Raw genomic sequence first — 24090 nt, 5'->3', positions numbered from 1 at the left:
CCCGCAGCGGTTCCCAACGGGAGCCGCGGAATCGCTGCGCGATTCCTGTAGAGCCGACCGCTGGTCGGCTGCTTCTGCTCTCGCCTTTGTCTCTGCCAGCCAGGCCAAGCCCGGCGACGATTACCGAGCACAGCTCGGCACCACAGCTGTCGCCGTGTCGCCCCCGGCACTTGCAGTTCCGCTCATTAGTAGTAATACTACTAACCATGGACCTGACCGACACCCAGCAGGCGATCCTGCAGTTGATCGCCGAGCGTATCGAGAGCGAAGGCGCGCCGCCGTCGCAGACTGAAATCGCACGTGCGTTCGGCTTCAAGGGCGTGCGCGCGGCCCAGTACCACCTGGAAGCCCTGGAGCAGGCCGGTGCGATCCGTCGCATCCCGGGCCAGGCCCGCGGCATCCGCCTGGTACAGGCGCCACCGGTCGAGAAGCTGGCCGAGCCGGGCCTGCCCGACAGCGTCCTGCGCCTGCCGGTGCTGGGCCGTGTCGCAGCCGGTCTGCCGATTGGTGCTGATATCGGCTCGGACGACTTCGTGGTGCTGGACCGGGTGTTCTTCTCGCCGGCACCGGATTACCTGTTGAAGGTGCAGGGCGATTCGATGATCGACGAGGGCATCTTCGACGGTGACCTGATCGGCGTGCACCGCACCCGCGATGCCCATTCCGGACAGATCGTCGTGGCCCGCATCGATGACGAGATCACCGTCAAGCTGCTGAAGATCGCCAAGGATCGTATCCGCCTGCTGCCGCGTAACCCCGACTACAAGCCGATCGAGGTGCTGCCTGACCAGGACTTCTCGATCGAGGGCCTCTATTGCGGCCTGTTGCGACCCAACCGTTGACCCGTTCCATAGCGCATTACCCCGCGGTCTTTTGTGGCGATTCTCTGGTTCCACTGAGGTTGGTACGGATGTCCGATAATTCTTTTCAGAGCGCCGGGCAGAATCTCAGCCTGTGCGATACGTCCGACTTAAAGTGAACCCATGGCAAAGAAGACCCCCAAAGACAGCACCTCCAACGACACGACCTCTGCAAGGACCAATCCGATGGACGAGAACAAGAAGCGCGCCCTCGCTGCAGCTCTGGGCCAGATCGAAAAGCAGTTCGGCAAGGGCTCGGTGATGCGCATGGGCGACCGCGTGGTCGAGCCCGTCGAAGCCATCCCGACCGGTTCGCTGATGCTCGACATCGCGCTGGGCATTGGTGGTCTGCCGAAGGGCCGTGTCGTTGAGATCTACGGGCCGGAATCCTCGGGCAAGACCACCTTGACCCTGCAGGCCATCGCCGAATGCCAGAAGATGGGCGGTACCGCGGCCTTCATCGACGCCGAGCACGCGCTGGACCCGATCTACGCCGCCAAGCTGGGCGTGAACGTGGACGACCTGCTGCTGTCGCAGCCGGATACCGGTGAGCAGGCGCTGGAAATCGCCGACATGCTGGTCCGTTCGGGTTCGGTCGACATCCTGGTGATCGACTCGGTTGCCGCGCTGACCCCGAAGGCCGAAATCGAAGGCGAGATGGGCGACCAGCTGCCAGGCCTGCAGGCGCGCCTGATGAGCCAGGCGCTGCGCAAGCTGACCGGCAACATCAAGCGCTCCAACACCCTGGTGATCTTCATCAACCAGCTGCGCATGAAGATCGGCGTGATGATGCCGGGCCAGAGCCCGGAAACCACCACGGGTGGCAACGCGCTGAAGTTCTACGCCTCGGTCCGCCTGGACATCCGCCGTATCGGCGCGATCAAGAAGGGTGACGAGATCATCGGTAACCAGACCAAGATCAAGGTCGTCAAGAACAAGCTGGCACCTCCGTTCAAGCAGGTCATCACCGAGATCCTGTATGGCGAAGGCATCAGCCGTGAAGGCGAGCTGATCGACATGGGTGTGGATGCCAAGCTGGTCGAGAAGGCTGGCGCCTGGTACAGCTACGGTGAAGAACGCATTGGCCAGGGCAAGGACAACGCCCGCGGCTACCTGCGCGACAACCCGACTGTCGCCGCCAAGCTCGAGGCCGAGCTGCGCGAGAAATTCCAGCCGGCCGAAGCGGCCCGCGAGGAAGGCGACGACGAAGGCGAAGACGAATAAGGCTTGCTGTGGGGCAGGGTGGCGCCGTCAGTGACGTCGCCCTGTCCCGCAGGTTCGAATCGCCCAGGGATGGGCTGGGCGCCACGGATGGCGCCACCCTTGGAGTACCCATGTCCGACGCCGAAGACATTCCGACCGGCCGCAAGCGCCGGCCGCGTGAGCAGACCCCCGTGCAACGGGCGCTGGGCCTGCTGGTCCGCCGCGAGCACTCGCGCAAGGAACTCACCCGCAAGCTGACCGCCCGTGGCATCGAAGACGAAGCCGCGCAGGCCGCTGTCGCCAAGTTGACCGAGGCCGGCTGGCAGGACGACACCCGTTTTGCCGAGAACCTGGTGAGGATGCGCGCCAACACCGGTTATGGGCCGATCCATGTCCGCGCCGAGCTGGGGACCCACGGCCTGGACAGTGCCGCGATTGCCGCAGCGATGGACAGCTACGAAGGCGACTGGCAGGAAAACGCCCGTGATCTGGTCCGCCGACGCTTTGGCGAGGCCGGCCCGCAGGACCTGACGCAGCGGCGCAAGGCCGCCGATCTGCTGGCCCGACGGGGCTTCGACGGCGACAGCATCCGCCGCGCAACCCGCTACGACCCGGATGACTGAGACTGGCGGCGCCGGGCCTGATACCCTTTAGGTTTTCGGCGGTCCCTCGCGACCCTGGCCAACGCGGCCGGTGGTCCGGGTCCGCCGGCCCGCAGACTGCCAGCCCCCAATGAACGCATCCGCCAAATTCACGACTTCCCAGATCCGCAGCGACTTCCTTGAATTCTTCAAGGGCAAAGGCCACACCATCGTGCCGTCGGCGCCGCTGGTGCCGGGCAATGATCCGACCCTGCTGTTCACCAACTCCGGCATGGTGCAGTTCAAGGACGTGTTCCTTGGCGCGGAGAAGCGCAGCTACGTGCGCGCGGCCGACGTGCAGCGCTGCCTGCGCGCCGGCGGCAAGCACAACGACCTTGACCAGGTCGGCTACACCGCACGCCACCACACCTTCTTCGAAATGCTGGGCAACTGGTCGTTCGGCGACTACTTCAAGAAGGACGCGATCGCCTGGGCTTGGGAGCTGCTGACCCAGGTCTGGAAGCTGCCGGCCGAGCGCCTGCTGGTCACCGTCTACCAGACCGACGACGAGGCCTACGCGCTGTGGCGCGACATGGTTGGCGTGCCGGAAGAGCGCATCGTGCGCATCGGCGACAACAAGGGCGCACCGTTCGCCTCGGACAACTTCTGGCAGATGGCCGACACCGGCCCGTGCGGCCCGTGCACCGAGATCTTCTACGACCACGGTGACCATATCGCCGGCGGCCCCCCGGGCTCCCCGGATGAGGACGGCGACCGCTTCATCGAAATCTGGAACCTGGTGTTCATGCAGTTCGACCGCCAGCCGGATGGCACCCTGGTGCCGCTGCCGGCACCGTGCGTGGATACCGGCATGGGCCTGGAGCGCCTGGCGGCGATTCTGCAGCACGTGCACACCAACTATGAGATCGACCTGTTCCAGGCGCTGATCCGCAAGGCGTCCGAACTGACCGGTACCGCCGATCTGGAGAACAAGTCGCTGCGGGTGATCGCCGATCACATCCGTGCCTGCTCGTTCCTGATCGTCGACGGCGTGCTGCCGTCCAACGAAGGCCGCGGCTACGTGCTGCGCCGTATCATCCGCCGCGCCCTGCGCCACGGCTGGATGCTGGGTGTGCGCCAGCCGTTCTTCAGCAAGCTGGTGCCGACCCTGGTCGAGCAGATGGGCGAGGCCTATCCGGAACTGCCGGCGGCGGTGGATACCGTCACCCGTGCGCTGCAGGCCGAGGAAGAGCGTTTCGCTGAAACCCTCGATGCCGGCATGAAGATCTTCGAGGACGTCGCGGGCAAGGCCAGCAATGGTGTGATCCCGGGTGTTGACGCGTTCCGCCTGTACGACACCTATGGCTTCCCGCTCGACCTGACCCAGGACATCGCCCGCGAGCGCGACCTGACCGTCGACATCGCCGGCTTCGATGCGGCGATGGAGCAGCAGCGAGAAACCGCGCGCGCGGCCGGCAAGTTCGGTGGTGGCGTGACCCTGCCTGCCGAGCTGGTGGCGACCCTCAGCCCGACCGTGTTTCTGGGGTATGACCGCCTGCAGGCCGACGGCCTGACCGTGCTGGCCCTGCTCAAGGACGGTCGTCCGGTGCAGTCGGCCGATGCCGGTGATGCGGTCATCGTGATCACCAACCAGACCCCGTTCTACGCCGAGTCCGGCGGCCAGGTCGGCGACACCGGCGTGCTCACCGGCAACGGCGTGCGCCTGGCGGTAGAAGACACCCAGAAGTTCGCCGGCCAGTTCCATGGCCACGTCGGCACCCTGTCCGAAGGCGGCCTGAAGGTCGGTGATGTGCTGTCCGGCCAGGTCGATGGCGAGCGCCGTGGCGCCACCATCCTCAACCACTCTGCCACCCACCTGCTGCACGCCGCCCTGCGCGAAGTGCTCGGCACCCACGTGCAGCAGAAGGGCTCGCTGGTGGCGCCGGATCGCCTGCGCTTCGACTTCTCGCACTTCCAGCCGATCAGCGCGGAAGAGCTGGCCGTGATCGAGCGCAAGGTCAACCAGCAGGTGCGTGCCAACAACGCTGCCGAAGTGCACAACATGGGCATGCAGGAAGCGCTGGACTTCGGCGCGATGGCCCTGTTCGGCGAGAAGTACGGCGAACACGTGCGCGTGCTGAAGATGGGTGACTACTCCACCGAGCTGTGCGGCGGTACCCACGTCAACCGCACCGGCGACATCGGCTTGTTCAAGATCACCTCCGAGGGCGGTGTCTCCGCTGGCGTGCGCCGTATCGAAGCGGTCACCGGCCAGGGCGCCCTGGACTACGTGGACGCCGAAGAGGCTCGCCTGGCCGAAGCCGCCGACCTGCTCGGTGGCAGCGCTGCCGACGTGGTCGAGAGGATCCGTGCCCTCGGCCAGCGCCAGAAGCAGCTGGAGCGCGAACTGGACGCCGTGAAGGCCAAGGTTGCCGCCGGTGCTACCGCCGACCTGTCCGGCCAGGCGGTCGAGGTTGCCGGTGTGAAGGTGCTGGCCGCCCGTCTGGAGGGCTTCGATGCCAAGGCCCTGCGTGACGCCATGGACCGCCTGAAGCAGCAGCTGGGCGATGCGGTGGTCGTGCTGGCTGGCGCCCAGGACGGCAAGGCCGCCCTGGTCGCAGGTGTGAACGGCAGCGCAATGGGCAAGGTCAAGGCCGGGGAACTGTTGTCCCATATCGCCGGTCAGATCGGGGGCAAGGGCGGCGGACGCCCGGACCTCGCCCAGGGTGGTGGCGAGGACGGGCCCGCCCTTGCCACTGCGCTGGCTGCAGTCGTCGAATGGGTCAGCCCCCGCCTGTGATGAACCTGGCCGTCCCCCTCCTTGTAGGAGCGGGACGGCTGACGGTACCATTGCGAATCTTTTCCCTTTGTCGTGGTAGCGCTTCTTGACGGAGCGTCAAGCCGGTGGGGGATACCCTTCCACACGGTTCCATGGAGACTTACAAAAATGTTGATCCTGACTCGCCGCGTCGGCGAAACCCTGATGATCGGTGACTCGGTGAGCGTCACCGTGCTTGGCGTCAAGGGTAACCAGGTGCGTATCGGCATCACCGCGCCGAAGGACGTCGCTGTGCATCGCGAAGAGATCTACCAGCGCATCCAGCGTGGTGATGAAGCCGGTGGCACCGGTAGCGAAAATTCTGCCGAATAACGCTTTACCTTCGCACTCGATTAACGTTATGATTCACGCCCCGCTGAGGTGCAACGCACCAGACGCGGAGAAAACCCCGGAGTGATGCCCGAGTGGCCGAAGGGGCTCCCCTGCTAAGGGAGTATAGGGTCAAAAGCTCTATCGAGGGTTCGAATCCCTCTCACTCCGCCAGATACAAAGAAGCGCCTGCAGATCCTCGATCTGCAGGCGTTTTTCTTTATCCGACACTCGAAAGTACAGCCGGCGTGGAGCTGGCTATTCTGGCTGATCGGTGCGGATGGCAGGCGTTGGCATGGGCGTCGCCGCTGGTGCCGGAGCGGGCGCACCGGGCAGCTGTGGCGGTTCAAGATAGCGAGGTGGGGTTTCCCGCCACAGCAAGGCAAGCGTGCAGTCGTTGGCACGTTCCCTGCACATTCTTTCGGCCTTCCGCTGCGCGGCGTCCGCCGTCTTCTCACCCAGTGCAAAGCCCAACGCAATCGTGCCGGTCGCTATGGCCGAATAGCCTTCGCTGGTGGTGCTGGCGGACTGACCGCAATTGCGCGATCGCGCTGCGCAGTAGTGCAGCGACTGCTGCATCGCAGTGGTGAGGGAAGACTGGTTCATCGAATAGCCGTAGCGGCCATCCTTGTCGTAGGTGATCGCAGACGCAGCACTTGCGGCTGATGAAACGGACAACAACAGCGCCAGTGAAACTGCATGCTTCCAGTTCATCACGCTCTCCTCTTTTGCCGATGGTGAATCAACCGGTGAATGTTGCGCAACCCCGCAGGGGGGCGGGGGAGAACGCCTGCAGGCCATTTGCCCGCAGGCGCGTACCGACGCGTTCGATCCTCAGAGCTTCACCGTCACGCCCACCTGGAAACCGCGCCCGGGCAGCGGCGCGATGTACTTCAGCGGCGAGTTGTGCGGCCGTGCTTCTTGATTGAGCAGGTTGCTGCCGTTGACGAACACCTCCATGCCGGCGATGTAGCTGTTGCGTACCGGCAGCTCACGGCTGATCTGCAGGTCGACCAGGTTGAACGCATCCAGTGGCACTTCCTGGCTGACATTGCGGCCCAGGTACTTCTGCGTGTCGTAGTAGGTGCTGGACAGCTGCGCCTTCCAGCCTTCGCGCTGCCACTGCAGGGTGGCACCGTAGCGGTTGGTCGGCATGTTCGGCAGGTACTTGCCGTCATTGTGGGCACGCAACGAATCGGGGCGGTCGGCCTTGTTCTTCACCAGGTCGGCGAAGGCGGACACGTTCAACGTGCCGTAGCGGCCCAGGTCCAATGCCTGCGAGGCATCGATCTCGAAGCCCTTCACCGTGGTGTCGGTCTGCTTCCAGTACTTCAGCGGCAGGCGGTTGGCGGTCTGCACGCCCGAGTAACCCAGGTACAGATAGTTCTCGTACTTCATCCGGTACGCGGTGGCCGACAGTTCGAAACCACCAAGGTGGAACAGGCCGGTCAGTTCCAGGTTCTTCGCGCGCTCCGGTTCGAGGTTCTGGTTGCCTTCTTCCTGGGTCATCACCGAATAGTGGGCATTGCTCGCATACAACTCGTTGATCTCCGGTGCGCGCTGCGAGGACGAGTAGCGCACCTTGGCGACGAACAACGGACCGAGCTCGACATACGATCCCAGGCTGTAGCTGTTGAGCCGGTAGTCGCGGTCCTGCAGTTTCGCGTTGGCGGCATTGCGCGCGGTCTTGAAGCGGCTTGGTCGCAGGTCATGGTCAACGCGCTCGTGGCGCACGCCAGCGTCGAAACTGGCCCAGCCGAAGTCCAGCGTCTCCTTCAGGAACACCGCATTGCTGCGCGTGTCCACGTCCGGCAGGTAGCGCTGCGAGCCGCTGCCGGTGACATCACGCGACTGATGGCTGAAACCGAGCAGGCCGCTGAGCGGGCCGATGCGTTGATGGCTGAGCAGCAGCTCGGCCTGGGTGCTCTCGAAATCGTAGTCGTTGGCCTTGGTGGCGCCCAGCCGCTCGCCTGAGGTGTTGTCCAGCTTGGAAACACGGAGTTCCGCGCGCTCGAACCACGGCAGTGGATCACGCAGCAGGGCTTCCAGCGCGTAGCGCTGTTGCTTGATCACCACGCCCACCGGCAGGCCATCGGCATAGTTGGAACCGAACGACAGGTTCTGCATCGAAAAGCCCGGTACGCCGTACTCGCTGTCCTTGGCATCGATGCTGACACCCACGTAGCCACGGTCGAAGAACAAGGTCGAGCCGAAGGCCACCTGACTGTTGCGCGCATAGCTGTTGCCCAGCCGGTGATGGTAGTCGGGTGTGACATCGTTGTTGATCTGCTTCTGCACGTACGACGGCGTGCCGGGCACGTAGGCCGGGTTGACCGGATTGATGTAGGTGCGGCGCTGCCAGACCGAGATCGGATTGTTGGTGTAGAACGAGAAATCACCATCGGCCCAGTCCGGGTTCTCGGTCATGAACTGGTCGATGTATGGCTGCGAGGCTTTGTTGTAGATCTGCTGGACGCGCGCCTCTTTCTGGCAGGCGTCGGCCAGTGCCGAGTTGACGCCCCCGCCTGCCGGGAACAGCCCGGTGTTGCAGACGCTGGCCTTGCTGTTGCCGGGGATGTCGTAGTGCGAGATGCGCTGCCGCGACACCTGCAGATTGGTGGAGATGTTGCGTTGATTGTTGAAGTTCATGCGGAAGCCCTGCGCGTCGGCCGCGTTGAAGCCCTTGCGCAGGACCAGTTCCATCGACTGATCCCTGTCTTCCATGCTGCGCGAGATCAGGCCCGAGTCGATCTCCACGCTGCCGCCGATCGCATTGCCCCCATAGCGCACGGTGTCGGAAGACTTGTTGACGGTGACACTGCGTACGAACAGCGGATCGAACGGGATGTTGATGTCACCGCTGATCGCGTTCATGCCCAGAATCGATTGGCCGTCCTGCAGGATCTGCACGCGGTTGCCGCTGAGGCTGCGGATGACCGGGGCGCCCGCATTCGGCCCGAAGGCGCTGCTCTGCACACCGGAGACGTGTTCGAGCAGGCCGCCGAGGGTGCGGTTCTGCGCCTGCGGATTGTCGACGGTGACCCGGCTGTCGATGCGCGAAGGCTGGGTGGCCTGGACCTGGAGGGTGGGGAGGGTGGGTTCGTCCGCGGCCTGGGCGGTGTGGACGGCGAACAGAATGGCTGCAGCAAGGAGATGGCGGCGCATGACACGACCCGTGAAGTTGATGTGAAATGTTATAACGTAACTATTTGTATCGACAAGGGCGGATTGGGCCTTGCCGCCAGGGCTGGATATGAGAACGCTTCTCATATGAGAATGGCGGGTGATTCTTCACGGGCGCACCATGCACAGCCTCACCCTTGCCGACCTGGACCGCTTGGGCCGCAGCAGTGGTTTTCGCTATCGGCTGCCAGCACTCGCGTCCGCCGCCGATTCGGGCGCGCTGTGCGTGGTCGAGGGCAGGGTGGAACAGCGCTGCTTGCGCCCTGGCATCAGCCTGGCGCTGTCGGACGTGGTCGCGCATCAGCCGTTCGAGGCGACTTCGGAGGCACCCCCGCCGTTCGCTGCGATCGTGATGCTGGAAGGTCGTGCCGGAGCACGCCTGGAAGGGCAGGCTGTGATCGGCATGAACCGCGGCGCCGGCGCGATGGTGTTGGCCGATGCCACGCCGATGACTGCGATTCATCCGGCCGGTCAACGGATGCGCAGTCTGAATGTCTCGCTGGATGCACCGGCCGAGATGGATGATCCGGTGATCAGCGAACTGCTGTTGCAGGCTCATCGCCATGGTCGCCGGCGGCTGCACAGCTGGCAGGTACCCGCGCATCTTGAACATGCCGCCGAACAGTTGCTGTCGGGGACCTGGCAGGGCGCAATGCATGCGCTGCTGTGCGAGGGTGTGGGCCTGCAGATGCTGGCGATGGCGTTGGGTGCGCCTGCCCAGGAGGCATCGCCGGACCAGCGTGTTTCAGCACGTGATCGCCGCATGCTGCAACGGGTGATCGACTGCCTGCAGGCATCACCTGCGGCTGACCACAGCCTGGAGGATCTGGCGCGCCTGGCCTGCATGAGCCCGAGCAGCCTGCGGCTGAAGTTCCAGCAGGTGCACCGGTGTTCGGTGTTCGCCTGGCTGCGCGAGCGGCGCCTGCAGCTGGCCTGCGAGCAGCTGCGGCAGGGCTGCAGCGTGCAGCAGGCCGCACATTTCGTCGGCTACCGGCACGCCACCAATTTCGCGACCGCATTCCGCGCGCGCTACGGCATCGCGCCCAGCGAGCTTCGCTGAGTCCGGGCCACCGTCGGCAGTACGCATACGCCTGCTGCGTCCGCGCATACGTGCGCTCACGCTCAAATGACAATAATTCTCATCCAGCCTTTCCTTCCCGCTGGATCTCCCATGCCTGCCTGTTTCCGCCCGTGTGCCCTGGCTAGCGCCATCGGCACGACCCTGGCGCTGTTCAACGCTGCCCACGCCGCCGAGCGCACTCCGTCCGTAACGCCTTCCCAGCTTCCAACCGTGCAGGTCACGGCCGACCTCGATGGCAGCACCGAAACGTCGCGTTCCTACACCACCGACTCGATGGGCACGGCGACCGGACTGTCGCTGACCTCGCGGCAGACCCCGCAATCAGTCAGCGTGGTCACCCGCCAGCAGATCGAGGACCGTGGCCTGCTCAGCACCGCCGATGCCTTGGCGACCGCACCTGGCATCTCGGTCACGCGCAGCGACGCCAACCGCTACTCGTTCTCCGCACGCGGCTTCGACATCGACAACTACCAGTTCGATGGCGTGGTGATGCCGGTGTTGTCGCCATGGAACTTCGGCGAGAACAATCTGGACATGGTGGTGTACGACCGCATCGAGATCGTGCGCGGTGCCAATGGCCTGATGACCGGCGCCGGCAATCCCTCGGCGGCGGTGAACTATGTGCGCAAGCGCCCGCTGCGCGGGTTTGCTGCCAGTGGTGGCATCAGCCTCGGCAGCTGGGACGCACGGCGCGTGTGGGCGGATGTGTCCAGCCCGTTGAGCCGGGAAGGACGCGTGCGTGGTCGCCTGGTGGCGGCGCACGCAGAGGGCGACAGCTACACCGCTGGCCTGGACAGCACCGCAAGGACACTCTACGGCGTGGTCAGTGTGGATCTGGGCGAGGACACCGGATTGATCGCCGGTATCTCCTACCAGGGCAACGACAACCGTGGCTTCGGCAGCGGCTTCGCGTTGTTCAACGCCGACGGCACGCGTACCCGCTTCGACCGCTCGGTATCAGCCACCGCGCCGTGGGCACGGATGAGCACCGATACCCGCAACGGCTTCTTCGATTTCAACCATCGTTTCAGCAACGACTGGCAGGCGCGCGTCTCCTACAGCCGATCGCATACCGACATGGAAATGAAGCATCTCTATCGCGGTGGCTACCCCGACCCGGTCACTGGCGCCATGCCCAATGGCAACAGCTTCACCCGCTACGACGGTCCGGTGCGCCGCGAAGCGATCAGCGCCAGCCTGACCGGTCCGTTCCAGCTGTTCGGCCGCCAGCACACTGCGTCCATCGGCTGGTCGCGCTCACGCGATGAAATCGCGCTGGGGCAGTACCGCGCGCTGGCGCCGCTGCCGCCGTTGGCCAGCTATCTGGACTGGCACGGGCCGGGCACGCCGGAGCCGACGTGGGCCAGCAGCAAGACCCAGGCCGATGACCTGGACAACCATCAGAGCGGTGCCTACGCGGTGGCGCGGCTGTCGCTGGCCGATCCGCTGCACGTGATCGTCGGTGGCCGCATGAGCAACTGGGAGACCGACCAGGTCTACTTTGGCACCAAGCGGAAGTACCGCTACCGCAACGAGTTCGTACCGTATGCCGGCGTGGTCTGGGATTTCAACGGCTACAGCAGCGTGTACGCCAGCTACACCGGCATCTTCAAGCCGCAGAACAACCGCAACGAATCCGGGCAGATCCTCGATCCGGTCAGTGGCCGCAGCTATGAGCTGGGCCTCAAGGGCAGCTGGCTGCAGGAGCGCTTGAATGCGTCGGCGGCGCTGTTCCGCACCCAGCAGGACAACCTGGCCGAGGCCACTGGTGGTCTGGTCGAAGGCAGCACGCAGGCGGCCTACCGTGCGGTGAAGGGCGCAACCGTGGATGGCCTGGAACTGGAGCTGGCCGGCGAGCCGCTACCGGGCTGGAGCCTGGGTACCAGCTTCACCACCTTCATCGCGCAGGATGCACAGGGACGGGCGATCAACACCGCCAAGCCGCGCAGCCTGTTCAAGCTGTTCACCACCTGGCGGCTGCCGGGTGCCTGGGACCGGCTGACGATCGGCGGTGGCGTTGACTGGCAGAACCGCATGTACCAGACCGCCACCGCGCCAGGGAACCGCCGTGTGCCGGTGGAGCAGCCCGGCTACGCGCTGGTCAACCTGATGGCGCGCTATCAGTTCAGTTCCAATGTGTCGGCCGCAGTCAACATCAACAACCTGTTCGACCGCCACTACTACTCGCAGATCGGCTTCTACAACCAGGGCTGGTACGGCGCGCCGCGAAACGTGATGTTCACGCTGAAGGTCGGCTATTGAGGCGGCAGTGGCGAGGTTCAGGGATCCAGTGGATCCATCGGGTCGATGCGAAGTGATTCGGGCGCTGGCACGAAGGTGATCGCGTACGGTGAAATGCGTGAACCGACCTTGCCGGGAACGTAGCCCAGCTCACGGCGGTTGCGGTCACTGAACCCGCTGCTGGCGACCGAATCGATATGCGACGGACTGCTGACCACCAGTGCCGGTTGCCGCGGCGGTGCCTGCAGGGCCGCCAGCAGCCGGGCTGCATTGCGCAGGTTGGTGGTGGTGTGGCGGGCATACGGTTCGATGATGATCGCATCTGCGGGAATGCCGAAGCGCGCGATCAGCGCTTCGCGCATCTGCACCGCTTCGACGCTTCGGGTGCCGCGTGGATGCACGGCGCCACCGGAGACGATGATGAAAGGTGCATCGCCCGCCGCATAGCGCTGCGCAGCGGCTTTCAGGCGCAGCTTGCTGCCAGCGCTGAGTGGGGTGGTCAGCTCGTCCGGTCCCTGGCCCAGCACGATGATCGCTGTGTACGGATGCGCATTCCAATCGAACTGCCGCGCGCGCGCGAATGGCGCGGCGTTCATTCCCGCGTTGATGGGCTCGAAGCGGATCGCATCGAGGCGGTCATTGGTATCAAGCAGGCCCACCGCCACGGCGATGCTGCGATCGAATGCGGTGTAGGCCGCGCCGGCGTCCACTTCGCTCATCTGCATGGCAATGGCAACATCGCCGGCCAGTCGCGTGCTGCCTGCCGCGCCGACCGGGCCGTCGATGGCGTCGTAGCGGGGCGGCTGGCCGTGGCCGTAGACGGAGAGGATGTTGTTGAGGCCCGCAAGCTCCCTTTCGATGGCTGCAGCGCGCGCCGGAACCGCGGTGGTCAGCAGGCCTGCCTGCGCCGGCGTCCAGTGTGCCGCCTCGAGTGTGCAGGCCGCCGTCCGGCAGCCAGTCATGCGCTGGGTGCGTTCGACCATGAGGGCGCGTGCAGGGGCGGGCAGTGCGTCGTGCTTCAGCTGCACCAGGGTTGGAAACAAGCGCCCGGCCAGTACCGTGCTGTCGCGGTCGTCGGCTGCCGCTGCAAGCGGCAGCACAGCCGTGGCCAGCAGGGCGAGGGACAAGCTCAATCGTCGGTGCATCACCAGCTCCTGCTGACCATCAGGCGGACGTTGCGGCCGAACAGCGGCCGCCCATAGATTGCCTCGGCCGAACCCTGTCCGGCCAGCGCGTCGGTGCGGGTGTTGCCCTCGGTGAGCCCCTTTTCATTGGTCAGGTTGTCGCCCACCAGCTGTGCGCCCCAGTTGCCGCGCTTCCATGAAACGCCCAGACCCAGGGTCTGGTAGGCAGGCAACGCGGTCTGGTTGAACAGATCGACATAGGACTTGCCGACCACGTCATAGCGCAGCCAGGTCTCGAACTGGTCCTGGCCGTACTGGAAACTGAAAGTCGGTCGCAGGTTGCCGTAGAGCTTGGGTTCGCGAACGATCTGCTTGCCGTTGACCGCCGCCGGATCGGCACCGGAATCGTTCTGCAGGCTGTCGTACTGCGGATCGCTGACCGTGATCGAACCGGCGATGCTGAACCAGTCCAGCGGCCGGAACAGGCCATCCAGTTCGATGCCCTTGGAGACGGCGGTACCGATGAAGGGCACCGACTGGTCATTGCGGCCGGTCGTCGGATTGAAGGCAACGAAGGACGCGTTGAGTGGATCGAACTTCGTGTAGAACGCGGTCAGGTACAGATAGGACCGGCCAAAAGCCGCCTTCAGGCCCAGCTCGTACTGGTCCAGCTGGGTCTGCACGATGGTGGGGTCGATCGAGCGTGCCACCGATGAGTTGGGAACGATCTCCATGTGCGACACGCGGGCATAGGCGCCTACGGTGGCAGTGAAATCGTAGTTGGCACCGACCGTCCAGTTGGTGGCGGTCGGGTTCAGGCGATGGCTCTGGACGACGCCGGTGAACCGGCGCGTGGTGTTGTCGGCCAGTGTGTTGCGGTCGCCGAGGTCGACCTGGGCGGTCTGCTCGGCATAGCCCTCGTAGCGGTAGCGCTCATGGCGGATGCCGGCATCAAGCTTGAAGCGGTCCGTCAGTGCCCAGGTGTCATTGGCGTAGACCGCGAACATGCGGGCATCGACCTTGCCGCGATTGAGGGTGGTGGTGTAACGCAGCGTGCCCTTGTCGGTGACATAGCCCAGTGGGGCGCCATCGTTACCGTAGGCCACCAGATCAAGCAGGCGTGGCTTGCCCCGCATCTCCATCAGCATGTCCTGGTACAGGCTGAAGGACGTGGTGCCGAAGAAGGCGGTGTACGCGCCGATGTTCAGATCGTGGCTGCCCCAGGCCGTTTCAAACAGCCGCGTCGCACTGAAATCGGCCTGACCGGAGTAGAAGTCCGAATCAGCAGCACGGTACTGGGCCGAGATCACCAGGCCGGAGTCGGCGTAGGGATCGTAGGCAGTGGCGCCGTTGCTGCCGGCCAGCGCGTAGCCCATCCGCGCGACACCGGCACCGAAGGCGGTACGGGCCGCGCCCAGATAGCCGTTGGCGAAGCTGCGTGCGTCGACCGGATTGGTGGTCGAGTACAGCGCGTCGAAGGTATTGCGGCCCTTGGTGTAGCCGGATTTCAGCGAGATCGTCCAATCGCTGGCGGTGTTCTCGTACTGGAAGCCGATGTTGCCGAAGCGCATGTGGCGTCCATCGGCCAGATCGCGGTTCATGCCCTGCAGGACACCGCCGCCATCGAGGTACTTCAGGTTGACACTGCGCAGCGAGGGCGAGTTCAGGGTGCCGTCGAAGTAGTCGATGTAGGGATCCAGCGGGACGCTGGGATTGCGAGGGTCGGCGACCGGGATCGGCAGGTAGAACGTATTGTGGTCGTCAACGAAGGTGCCGCTGACCTTGAACCAGCTGGTGTCGTCGAAGTAGTGCTTGATGTTGCCACGGATCTGCCCGCCCTTGTCGTTCGGGAAGCCGTTGTCGCGGTAGCCATCGTGCTGGCGCAGGAAGCCACCGACGGCGTAGAAGGTGTCCTTGCCCAGCGCGCCGGACTGGTACATCTCGCCGCGGTACAGCCCGGTATCGCCGATGGTCAGCTGCGCCTTGCCGTGGGTCTCTTCCGAGCCCTCGGCCAGGATGTTGTTGACGATGGCGCCGCCGCTGCTGGCATAGATGGGCGCCGGGCCCCCACGTACGATCTCTACCCGCTGGTTCATCACGTCGAACCGGTTCATGCCGTCGCCGGAATTGAAGAAGTGGCCATCCAGCTCCTGGTAGAGCGGCAGGCCGTCCTGCTGGAAGGCAATGAAGCCGCGATCAGTGGGAATGCCACGCAGCCGGGTGATGTTCTGCACCTCGCCGCCGGTGGCCTCGACATGGATGCCGGGAACCGAGCCGAGCAGGTCGGCGTAGCTTTTCGGTGCGAGTTTCTGCACGTCTTCGCGGCTGAGTGAATTGACCGCGAAGGACGCATCGAAGCGACGCTGGGTGCGTGCCGCACCGGTGACCACCACCGCATCCAACGTTGCAGCGTCGGCACTGTCCTTGTTCTGGACAGGGGCGTCCTGCGCAGACGCACTGCCGTGCAGGGTGATCAGGGCCAGGGAGATGCCCAGGACCAGAGGGCTGATGTTCATCGGAGGGCGGCCATGCAGGAAAGGGGGACCGCTGCACGGTAGGTCCGGGCGATGACGGAATTGTTTACTTCGGCGGAAATAAACAATTAAGTGGCGGCATCGGCACCCAGCTGATGGATAGGCAGCAGGGCCGCGCCCACCGATACCGCGGATCCTCCCAACCGTGACACATGCACCTGTGGCAGGCGCAGACTGTCCAGCGCACTGCTCCAGCGTGCCGGTTGCTGCAGGTGTTGCCCCAACACTTCCAGCACCTGCCTCGGCAGTGAGCCGGACAGGATCAGGGCGCCAGGATCGAGCCATGCCACACCGGTATTGGCCGCGACGCCCAGCTGGTTGCCTGCACGTTCTGCCCAGGCATTGATGATGCCGGCATGGGTTTCCAGGCAGGACTCAAGTTCGAACAGTGAAGGAATGCCGGCGCCGGCGTCGCGCAACGTGGCCAGCAGGTCGATGCCCGAGGGACGCGGTGCGTCCATGCGGAACAGGCGACCGATATCCCCGGCATTGCCGAACTCACCGCGCATCACATCACGTCGATGGATCACGCCACCGCCCACGCCGTGGCCGACATACAGCAACAGCGCCGACGCGCAGTCGCGGATCAGTCCGCTGTCGTAGTATTCCGCCAGGGCCGCCAGGGTTGCATCGTTCTCCACCCAGACCGGGAAGCCGAAGTAGTCTTCGAAGAACTGGTCGTTGTCGATATCGCGCCAGCCATGCAGCCAGTCCACCGCGTGCCGGCGTGCCGGACCGGTTTCGACCACGGGCCCGGGAACCGCCACGCCGAGGCCGAGGAAGCGCGCGCGCATGAGCCCGGTGCGGCTGGTGAGGCTGCGCAGGCGCTGGTCCACCGCGTGTACGAAGTCGTAGGGATCTGCGCTGTCGAATGCGGTTGCATCGCGGGCGATGACCTGGCCGGCAAAATCCACCAGCGCGATCTCCAGCCAACCGGGGTGCACCGTGGCACCGGCGGCATAGCCACCCCGCCCGGACAGTGCCAGTGGCACCGATGGACGCCCCCGTTGGCCATCGGACAGTTGTCCCTGTTCCTCGATCACCTCCAGCATCAACAGTTCACGCGCCAGGCGGGTCAATGCACCGTTGTGCATGCCCAGCTGGTGGGCAATGGTGATGCGGGGAACAGCGCCCATCGTGCGCAACAGCCAGATGATGCGCTTGTGGTCGGCATCCAGCGCGATCAGCGGTTTGCGGCGCAGCCGCGATGTAGGAGCCAGGTTCATGGGTGCAGGCCCTCGGTATGCGGAAGCGCGACCGGCCAGGCCAATGCGGCCAGCGACAGCAGACTGCCGACGGCAACCAGCGAGACCAGTACGGCAGAGGTGCCCGGATCACCGGCCTGTATGCCGGGCAGCAGCTGGCCCAGCAGCAATGAGGAGGCGGCAATGGACAGTTTCATGGTTCCAGTGAGCAGCGCAAAACAGCTAAGGTCATCCTCGCGCCCGCTGCGGGCGGCATGGCGACGGGCGATCAGCGCGGTGCGCCGCCACAGCACCAGGCCGACACTGGCTACCGCCGCCCCATGGACAGCGGCACACGCAATCGCGACAGGCAGGGAGGGCTTGGCCTGGTAAACGCAGACGGCAGCGATGACCAGCACCGACATCAGCGCGATCAGGCCTGTCTCGCTGCACAGCGGGGGGCGCAGGCGCAGATGGAGCCAAGGCGCGACCACCATGCCCGCGACCATGGCGAAGGTCAGCGCTGCGCCCTGGTCGGCAAAGGGAAACAGACGCCCGGCCAGGCCCACCAGCGCCGTCTCTACCGCTGCGGCCAGCAGAACCGGCAGCAGTGCCGGCAGCGGCAGGGCGCCGGCAACGGGCCTGCTGGTTGTGGCGGGCTGTGCGGGCGTGGCGACGCAGGCCAGGGGAAGCGCGGCGGCCGCGATCAGGATGCCGATGATCATGCAGATCAGCAGCGCGCTGCCACTGCCTGCAGATTCAGGTGCACCGACCACGCCGAACAGTGCTGCAGCGATGCACAGCTTGGAGATCGGTACCACTACCGCGCGAGCGGAAACGTAGCGCATGGCCTCGTTCTCGTCGCGGGGCAACAGCGAAGTCAATGCATTCTGGGCCACGTCGTAAACCGCGTAGCAGGTACGGAACAAGAGCGAGGCGGCCAGCAGCGGCAGGAAGGCGGGCTCGGTCGCGGTGCTGGGGCTGAACAGCAGGCAGGCGCTGGCGGCGGCGCCGAGCCCGCCGATCAACTGCAGGCGCAAGGCGAGGCGACGCTGGTCGTGCAGGCGGGTGAACACGGCGGCCAGCAGCAGGTCGAGCACGCTGCTGTAGGCCAGGGAGATCGCCAGCAGTTGGCCGGTGTGGGCAGCCGACAGCCCCAGCCGCGCGTGCAGGTAGTAGCCGAGTGCCAGGTCCACGAACGACCAGACCAGAGTGCGGGCGAAGTGGCCGGCGGCATAGAGCTGCCGCAGCGATGGCTGCGCGTTCAACGCTGTTTTTGGGGGAGGAGGCCGGAGATCCGGGATCGTTCTACTACCCCTGTGTGACAGCGGTCTGACATGGTGCGAGGTCGGCCATTCAGCGAGTGGCTTGCAGCACACGCCGTGGGCGAGCAGCATTGACCGTGCTGCGCCCCACAACGCCTCACGCAGAGCCTTCTTCGCCGAATGGAGCAACGTATGAAGCTGTTGTCCGCTGTGTTGTTGTCTGCGCTTTCATTCCCCGCCGTTCCGGCGCTGGCAGTGGAGGCGTCTCCTTCACCGCTGTTGGGGCGCTGGTCGCTGGATATCGCTACGTCTGCGTTGCCCGAGGCGCAGCGCCCGAAGCAGGTGGTGCTGGAGTTCAAGGACGCCGGTGCGGGGCGTTGGAGTTCACATGTGGACATCGTCCTGCACGACGGCAAGACCATGAAATCCGACGGCACGCTGGCGCTGGATGGTACGCCGGGCGCCCTGTCCGGCACCTATGGCGCGGACAAGGCCAACCTGAAACTGCCGGCGCCGAACACCCTGGTGATGCAGCTGGTGGACCACGGCACGCCGGCCTCCACCCGCATCTATACCGTGGCGGCTGACCGCTCGACGATGACCGAGACCAAGGCGTTCTACAGCCACGATGGTACGCCGATCCTGCAGACCAATCTGTTCAAGCGGATGCCTTAGCGTTGCCACCGGCACCACGCCCGCAGAACGGGCGTGGTGAATGCTGCAGCCTTACACCGCGGCCGGGTCGCGCTTGCCGGTGTCGATGCCGTACCTGTCGATGGCGTCCTGCATCCGCGCGCGCTCGATGCGGCCTTCGTCGGCCAGCGACTTCAGGGCGGCCAGCACGATGAAGTGGCGATCCACTTCGAAGAACGTGCGCAGCGACTCACGCGTGTCGGAGCGGCCGAAGCCATCGGTACCGAGCGCGGTGAAGCGGCGGTCGTTGATGAAGGGACGGATCTGGTCGCCGACGATCTTCATGTAGTCGGTGGCCACCACCACCGGGCCTTCATGGCCCTGCAGGCACTGCTGCACGTAGGGCACGCGGGGCTCCTCGGCCGGATGCAGCAGGTTCCAGCGCTCGGCGGCCAGGCCATCGCGGCGCAGTTCGGTCAGGCTGGTCGCGCTCCACACATCGCTGGCGATGCCGAAGTCCTGCTGCAGCAGTTCTGCCGCGGCTTCCACTTCGCGCAGGATCGAACCGCTGCCCATCAGCTGCACGCGTGGCTGCGAGTCGCTGTCGGCGTCCGCCGGGTGCAGCAGGTACAGGCCCTTCAGGATGCCGGCCTCGGCGCCCTCGGGCAGCGCCGGCTGCGGATAGTTCTCGTTGAGTACGGTGATGTAGTAGTAGATGTCTTCCTGCTCGACGTACATGCGGCGCAGGCCGTCGTGGATGATCACCGCCAGCTCGTAGTTGTAGGTCGGGTCGTAGGATACGCAGCTCGGGATGACCGACGACAGCACGTGGCTGTGGCCGTCGTCATGCTGCAGGCCTTCGCCCATCAGCGTGGTGCGGCCGGAGGTGGCACCCAGCAGGAATCCACGGGTGCGCGCATCGGCGGCGGCCCAGGCCAGGTCACCGACGCGCTGCAGGCCGAACATCGAGTAGAAGATGTAGAACGGGATCGTCGCCAGGCCGTGGTTGCTGTAGGCGGTGCCGGCGGCGATCCACGAGCAGATCGCGCCGGATTCGTTGATGCCTTCCTGCAGGATCTGGCCGTCCTTGGCTTCCTTGTAGTAGCTCAGCTGGCCGGCATCCTGCGGGGTATACAGCTGGCCCAGGTAGGAGTGGATGCCGATCTGGCGGAACAGGCCTTCCATGCCGAAGGTGCGCGATTCATCGGGCACGATCGGAATCACCAGCTTGCCCAGTTCCGGGTCCTTCAGCAGGCTGGTGAGAATGCGCACGAAGCCCATGGTGGTGGACTGTCCGCGATCGCCACTGCCCTGCAGCTGGGTGTTGAAGATCGACAGCGGCGGCAGCGGCAGCGGATCGACCTTGGCCAGGCGCGCGGGTAGTTGCCCGCCCTGGATGCGGCGGCGATCGGCGAAGTAGATGGCTTCGGCGCTGCCCGGTTCCGGGCGCAGATAGGGCATCTCCTCCAGCTGGTCGTCGCTGACCGGCAGGTTGAAACGGTTGCGGAAGGCGCGCACCGCGTCGGCGCTCATCTTCTTCAGCTGGTGGTTGATGTTCTGGCCTTCACCGGCTTCACCCATGCCGAAACCCTTGACCGTCTTGGCCAGGATCACGGTGGGCCGGCCGCTGGTGTTCACTGCCTGCTGGTAGGCGGCGTACACCTTCTGCGGATCATGGCCACCACGCGCCAGCGCCCAGATGTCGTCGTCGCTCATGTGCGCGACCAGCTCCAGCAGTTCGGGGTAACGACCGAAGAAGTGCTCGCGCACGTAGGCACCGTTCTGCGACTTGAAGGTCTAGTAGTCGCCGTCCACGCATTCCATCATGCGCTGGCGCAGCAGGCCGCTGTGGTCGCGGGCCAGCAGGTCGTCCCAGCCGCTGCCCCAGATCAGCTTGATCACGTTCCAGCCAGCGGCGCGGAAGGTGCCTTCCAGTTCCTGGATGACCTTGGCATTGCCACGCACCGGACCGTCCAGGCGCTGCAGGTTGCAGTTCACTACGAACACGATGTTGTCCAGCCGCTCGCGGCCGGCCAGCGAGATCGCCGCCAGCGATTCGGGCTGGTCCATCTCGCCGTCGCCGAGGAAGGCCCAGACTTTGCGGCCCTGGTGTTCTTTCAGGTCGCGGTATTCCAGGTAACGCATGTAGCGCGCCTGGTAGGCGGCGGTCAGCGGCCCCAGCCCCATCGACACGGTGGGGAACTGCCAGAACTCCGGCATCAGGCGAGGGTGCGGATACGAGGACAGGCCTTCGCGGCCCGCTTCGCGGCGGAAGTTGTCCATTCGCGCCGGATCGATGCGGCCTTCCACATAGGCGCGTCCGTAGATGCCTGGCGCTGAATGACCCTGGATGTAGATCATGTCGCCGTCGAAGGTGTCGGTGCGGCCTCGGAAGAAATGATCGAAGCCCACGTCGTACAGCACTGCCGCCGACTGGTAGGTGGCGATGTGGCCGCCGACGTTCGAATGCTTGCCGGCACGCAGCACCATCACCATCGCATTCCAGCGGATCATCGCGTTCAGGCGGCGCTCGATGGCCAGGTCACCCGGGTAGGCCGGCTGGCGCTCGGGCGGGATGGTGTTGACGTAGGCGGTCCAGGCACGGGTATGCAGGTCGCCATGCTGCTGGGCGTCCAGCTCGCTCAGCTGGTCGATCAGGTAGTGCGCGCGCGGCCGGCCACCGGTCTGCATCACCGCTTCCAGTGATTCACGCCACTCGCGGGTTTCCAGCGGATCGGTATCGAAGGGAATGAGCGCTTGGTTCATGATTGTCTCCAGAGGGCGCCGGTCGGACTTCTGCCTGGGCGACAACACCGGCAGGGCGCACAGCACTGGAGCGGGGTCGCAACGGCGGGGCCGTGACGCGAAGGGCGACCGTGGCGGTCGCCGAGAAGACAAGCGTAGGCCCGGCCACCCGGCTTCGATAGGCGGGCAGGGCTTGGGTCTCTGGCAAGCAAGGGTTGGCACGGCGCGCCGTATCATGGCCGGGCGCGCCGGGTGCGGCCGCTGATCAGGCCGGGGACAGGCCCGGGAAGAACATCGGGATGACCGCCACACCAACCCCCAGAAGGCACCAGGCCACGATCGGCAGCCAGCCTGAGAGCTGCTGGCAGCGTTCCGGCAAGCGGCGCCCTCCGATCCACAGCAGCAGGGTGAGCAGGCCCAGCGCGTAGGCGAGGGCGATGACCACCGGATGCACGTGGACGACACGGCTGGGCGGCCACATCTGCTGCTGGTAGGCGGTGGTGTGTGCGACCAGCAGCAGGAACAGCAGGCTGCTGAGGGTGTTGATGGCGGTGCGGGCGTTCATTGCGGGGCACTCCTTGTGCCGGCTGCCGGAAACTGCAGAGGCGGCATTCTAGCGGCTGCCTGCCGGCAGTTGAAACGCCACTGTCATCGATGGCCGTCACCCTGCGGGGCTTTCCAGCCTTGGGGTGGTTGGCCGGCCGTGAACAGCGTGAGGATCTGGGAGAAGAGCTATGCGCTGCGGCGGCGGCTGCTGCGCGGCTTCTTCCTGCGCCGGGGTTCTGCCAGCGAAGATGCCGAGGATCTGGCGCAGGAGGTTTACCTGCGGCTGCTGCGCAGCACCGGTGAGCATGCCGACGCGGTCGAGAACCCGGAAGCCTACCTGTTCACCGTGGCCGCCAATCTTGCACGGGAGCACGCGCGCGCGCGTTCGTCGCTGCCGCCGCTGGAGGACGTCGACCTCCTGGCCGAAGTGCTGAAGAGCGAAGAAGACATCGAAGGCGAATTCGAGCGCGCGCAGCGGTGGAGCGATATCCGCAGCACCATCGCACGGCTGCCGGCGACCACGCGGCGGGTGATGGAGCTGCATTATCGCGACGGGCTGGACTGCCCGGCAATCAGCCAGCAGCTGCAGGTCTCGGTGCACATGGTGCGCAAGCATATCGGCAAGGGGCTGGACGCCTGCAGGAAGGCGCTGGGCGCCAGGGAGCTCACATGAAACGGAATCCATCGGGTGCGGCCGACGACGCGATCGCCAGCGAGGCCATGGACTGGTTCCAGCGCAATCGCGAGGGCGTGCTGGGCGAAGCCGAGCGGGTTGCGTTGCTGGACTGGATGAAGCGCTCGCCGGAGCATGTGCGCGCCTATATGCACGCGCTCGCACTGCACCGGCAGGTTGGTGAGGCGCTGCAATCGGCATTGGCTGAAGAGGCCTCGGTGCCGCCACAGCAGGCCGCTGCCAAGGTCGTGCCGCTGTTCGGACACGCACAGGCCCCGCTGCGCAGTGCGCCGCACAGCCGTCGCACGCGTTGGTGGGTGGCGGCTGCCGCAGCCTGTATCGCCCTGCTCGGCGTGGGCCTGGTTCCGCAGCTGATGCCTACCGAGCAGCTTTACAGCGCCGGACATGGAGAAATTCGCGACCTGGTGCTGCCCGACCAGACCCAGGTGCGGCTCAACGCGGACAGCCGCCTGCGGGTGCGCATGGGCGGGTTCAGCCGCAGGGTGGAGCTGCTGCAGGGCGAGGCCACGTTCGACATCGCCCAGGACCGACGGCCGTTCGAGGTGCGGGTGAACGGATTGCAGATCCGCGATATCGGCACGGTGTTCGACGTATCGCGACGGCTGCAGGGCACCCGCATCGGTGTGGTTTCCGGCGAGGTGGAAGTGTGGAGCCACGGTGCGGATGCGCGGCGTCTTGCACAACTGGGCAAAGGCCAGGTGGTGCAGGTCGACGCGCGCAGCCATGCGGTCGAGTCGTTGGATGTGCCGTTGTCGATGCTGCTGGACTGGCAGCAACGCAAGGTCTCTTTCCTGGACGAGCGGCTGGATGAGGTGGCCGCCGCCTTCAACCGCCACAACCAGGTGCAGGTGCGGGTGCTGGATGAAGGTGCGGCGTCGGCGCGGTTGTCCGGCAGCCTGGACGCGCATCGCATCGGTGCGCTGCAGGCCTTCCTCGAGCGCGACCCGCGCTTCGTGGTGCGGCGAGAAGGTGACACCGTGCGGGTTGGCAGTCGCTGAGGTCGACATGGCCGTGGGTTGTCAGAAAAAATTCATCAAATCCGCGTTCTCCACTTCGGTGGATGCGGGC

The 24090-nt window shown here is 65.4% G+C and carries 17 protein-coding genes, 1 tRNA gene and 1 pseudogene; 11 read left to right on the top strand and 8 right to left on the bottom strand.

Annotation, left to right across the window (positions count from 1 at the left end; genetic code table 11):
- The first annotated feature begins 206 nt into the window (after positions 1-206).
- The 6 genes from lexA (at position 207) to ACMZ91_RS02120 (ending at position 5966) form a co-directional block, all read left to right on the top strand.
- Entirely contained in the window at positions 207-842 is a 636-nt protein-coding gene (gene lexA / locus ACMZ91_RS02145; protein ID WP_032128412.1) for a transcriptional repressor LexA, read from the top strand.
- 204 nt (positions 843-1046) lie between these two features.
- On the top strand, positions 1047-2084 hold the full coding sequence (recA, locus tag ACMZ91_RS02140) for a recombinase RecA (RefSeq protein ID WP_005412937.1): 1038 nt from the start codon (positions 1047-1049) through the stop codon (positions 2082-2084).
- A 110-nt stretch (positions 2085-2194) separates the two neighbouring features.
- On the top strand, positions 2195-2686 hold the full coding sequence (recX, locus tag ACMZ91_RS02135) for a recombination regulator RecX (RefSeq protein WP_005409024.1): 492 nt from the start codon (positions 2195-2197) through the stop codon (positions 2684-2686).
- A gap of 109 nt (positions 2687-2795) precedes the next feature.
- Complete coding sequence (gene alaS, locus ACMZ91_RS02130; protein ID WP_049461276.1) at positions 2796-5444, top strand: alanine--tRNA ligase; 2649 nt, start codon at positions 2796-2798, stop codon at positions 5442-5444.
- A 147-nt stretch (positions 5445-5591) separates the two neighbouring features.
- Positions 5592-5795, top strand: coding sequence for a carbon storage regulator CsrA (gene csrA, locus ACMZ91_RS02125; protein WP_004152909.1), 204 nt, complete (start codon positions 5592-5594; stop codon positions 5793-5795).
- 78 nt (positions 5796-5873) lie between these two features.
- Positions 5874-5966, top strand: a tRNA-Ser gene (locus tag ACMZ91_RS02120).
- Positions 5967-6050: 84 nt separating this feature from the next.
- On the opposite strand, the gene ACMZ91_RS02115 is transcribed toward ACMZ91_RS02120, so the two are convergent.
- Positions 6051-6506, bottom strand: a complete 456-nt coding sequence (locus ACMZ91_RS02115; RefSeq protein WP_049461278.1) for a DUF4189 domain-containing protein — start codon at positions 6504-6506, stop codon at positions 6051-6053.
- 120 nt (positions 6507-6626) lie between these two features.
- A complete protein-coding gene (locus ACMZ91_RS02110) occupies positions 6627-8957 on the bottom strand; it encodes a TonB-dependent receptor (protein WP_049461279.1) in 2331 nt (776 codons plus the stop codon).
- 139 nt (positions 8958-9096) lie between these two features.
- Between ACMZ91_RS02110 and ACMZ91_RS02105 the strand changes: the two genes are divergently transcribed.
- Together ACMZ91_RS02105 and fauA are read left to right on the top strand one after the other, a co-directional pair.
- Positions 9097-10035, top strand: coding sequence for a helix-turn-helix transcriptional regulator (locus ACMZ91_RS02105; protein WP_049422688.1), 939 nt, complete (start codon positions 9097-9099; stop codon positions 10033-10035).
- A gap of 111 nt (positions 10036-10146) precedes the next feature.
- On the top strand, positions 10147-12318 hold the full coding sequence (gene fauA, locus ACMZ91_RS02100) for a TonB-dependent alcaligin siderophore receptor FauA (protein WP_049461282.1): 2172 nt from the start codon (positions 10147-10149) through the stop codon (positions 12316-12318).
- 17 nt (positions 12319-12335) lie between these two features.
- Here fauA and ACMZ91_RS02095 read toward each other — a convergent pair whose 3' ends face one another.
- The 4 genes from ACMZ91_RS02095 to ACMZ91_RS02080 all read right to left on the bottom strand — a co-directional run bounded on the left by ACMZ91_RS02095 (position 12336) and on the right by ACMZ91_RS02080 (position 18407).
- The gene (locus tag ACMZ91_RS02095; protein ID WP_049461284.1) at positions 12336-13442 is read right to left on the bottom strand and encodes a YdcF family protein; all 1107 of its coding nucleotides are present in this window, start codon (positions 13440-13442) and stop codon (positions 12336-12338) included.
- Complete coding sequence (locus tag ACMZ91_RS02090; RefSeq protein ID WP_049461286.1) at positions 13442-15937, bottom strand: TonB-dependent receptor; 2496 nt, start codon at positions 15935-15937, stop codon at positions 13442-13444. Before ACMZ91_RS02090 ends, ACMZ91_RS02095 begins: the two co-directional genes overlap by 1 nt.
- Positions 15938-16023: 86 nt before the next feature.
- Positions 16024-17181, bottom strand: a complete 1158-nt coding sequence (locus ACMZ91_RS02085) for an ROK family protein (protein ID WP_049461288.1) — start codon at positions 17179-17181, stop codon at positions 16024-16026.
- Positions 17178-18407 carry an MFS transporter gene (locus tag ACMZ91_RS02080; RefSeq protein WP_049461291.1) on the bottom strand — a complete coding sequence of 410 codons (1230 nt, stop codon included), beginning with the start codon at positions 18405-18407 and terminating at the stop codon, positions 17178-17180. The genes ACMZ91_RS02085 and ACMZ91_RS02080 overlap by 4 nt, the downstream gene beginning before the upstream one ends.
- Before the next feature lie 189 nt (positions 18408-18596).
- Between ACMZ91_RS02080 and ACMZ91_RS02075 the strand changes: the two genes are divergently transcribed.
- Complete coding sequence (locus tag ACMZ91_RS02075; protein ID WP_125895297.1) at positions 18597-19079, top strand: LuxR family transcriptional regulator; 483 nt, start codon at positions 18597-18599, stop codon at positions 19077-19079.
- 51 nt (positions 19080-19130) lie between these two features.
- Here ACMZ91_RS02075 and aceE read toward each other — a convergent pair.
- Both aceE and ACMZ91_RS02065 read right to left on the bottom strand, forming a co-directional pair.
- Positions 19131-21803 (bottom strand): annotated as a pseudogene (gene aceE / locus ACMZ91_RS02070) (pyruvate dehydrogenase (acetyl-transferring), homodimeric type).
- A 244-nt stretch (positions 21804-22047) separates the two neighbouring features.
- On the bottom strand, positions 22048-22347 hold the full coding sequence (locus tag ACMZ91_RS02065; protein ID WP_049400445.1) for a hypothetical protein: 300 nt from the start codon (positions 22345-22347) through the stop codon (positions 22048-22050).
- Between the two features lie 138 nt (positions 22348-22485).
- Here ACMZ91_RS02065 and ACMZ91_RS02060 point away from each other — a divergent pair, with 138 nt between their 5' ends.
- Together ACMZ91_RS02060 and ACMZ91_RS02055 are read left to right on the top strand one after the other, a co-directional pair.
- Complete coding sequence (locus tag ACMZ91_RS02060) at positions 22486-23001, top strand: RNA polymerase sigma factor (protein ID WP_032128424.1); 516 nt, start codon at positions 22486-22488, stop codon at positions 22999-23001.
- A complete protein-coding gene (locus tag ACMZ91_RS02055) occupies positions 22998-24020 on the top strand; it encodes a FecR family protein (protein ID WP_132809795.1) in 1023 nt (340 codons plus the stop codon). Before ACMZ91_RS02060 ends, ACMZ91_RS02055 begins: the two co-directional genes overlap by 4 nt.
- The last annotated feature ends 70 nt before the right edge of the window (positions 24021-24090 follow it).

Source organism: Stenotrophomonas sp. FR024 (genome assembly GCF_047500745.2).
Taxonomy (GTDB): domain Bacteria; phylum Pseudomonadota; class Gammaproteobacteria; order Xanthomonadales; family Xanthomonadaceae; genus Stenotrophomonas; species Stenotrophomonas maltophilia_A.
The sequence above is the reverse complement of the archived record's forward strand: the minus strand, read 5'-3'. Positions and strand labels throughout refer to the sequence as shown.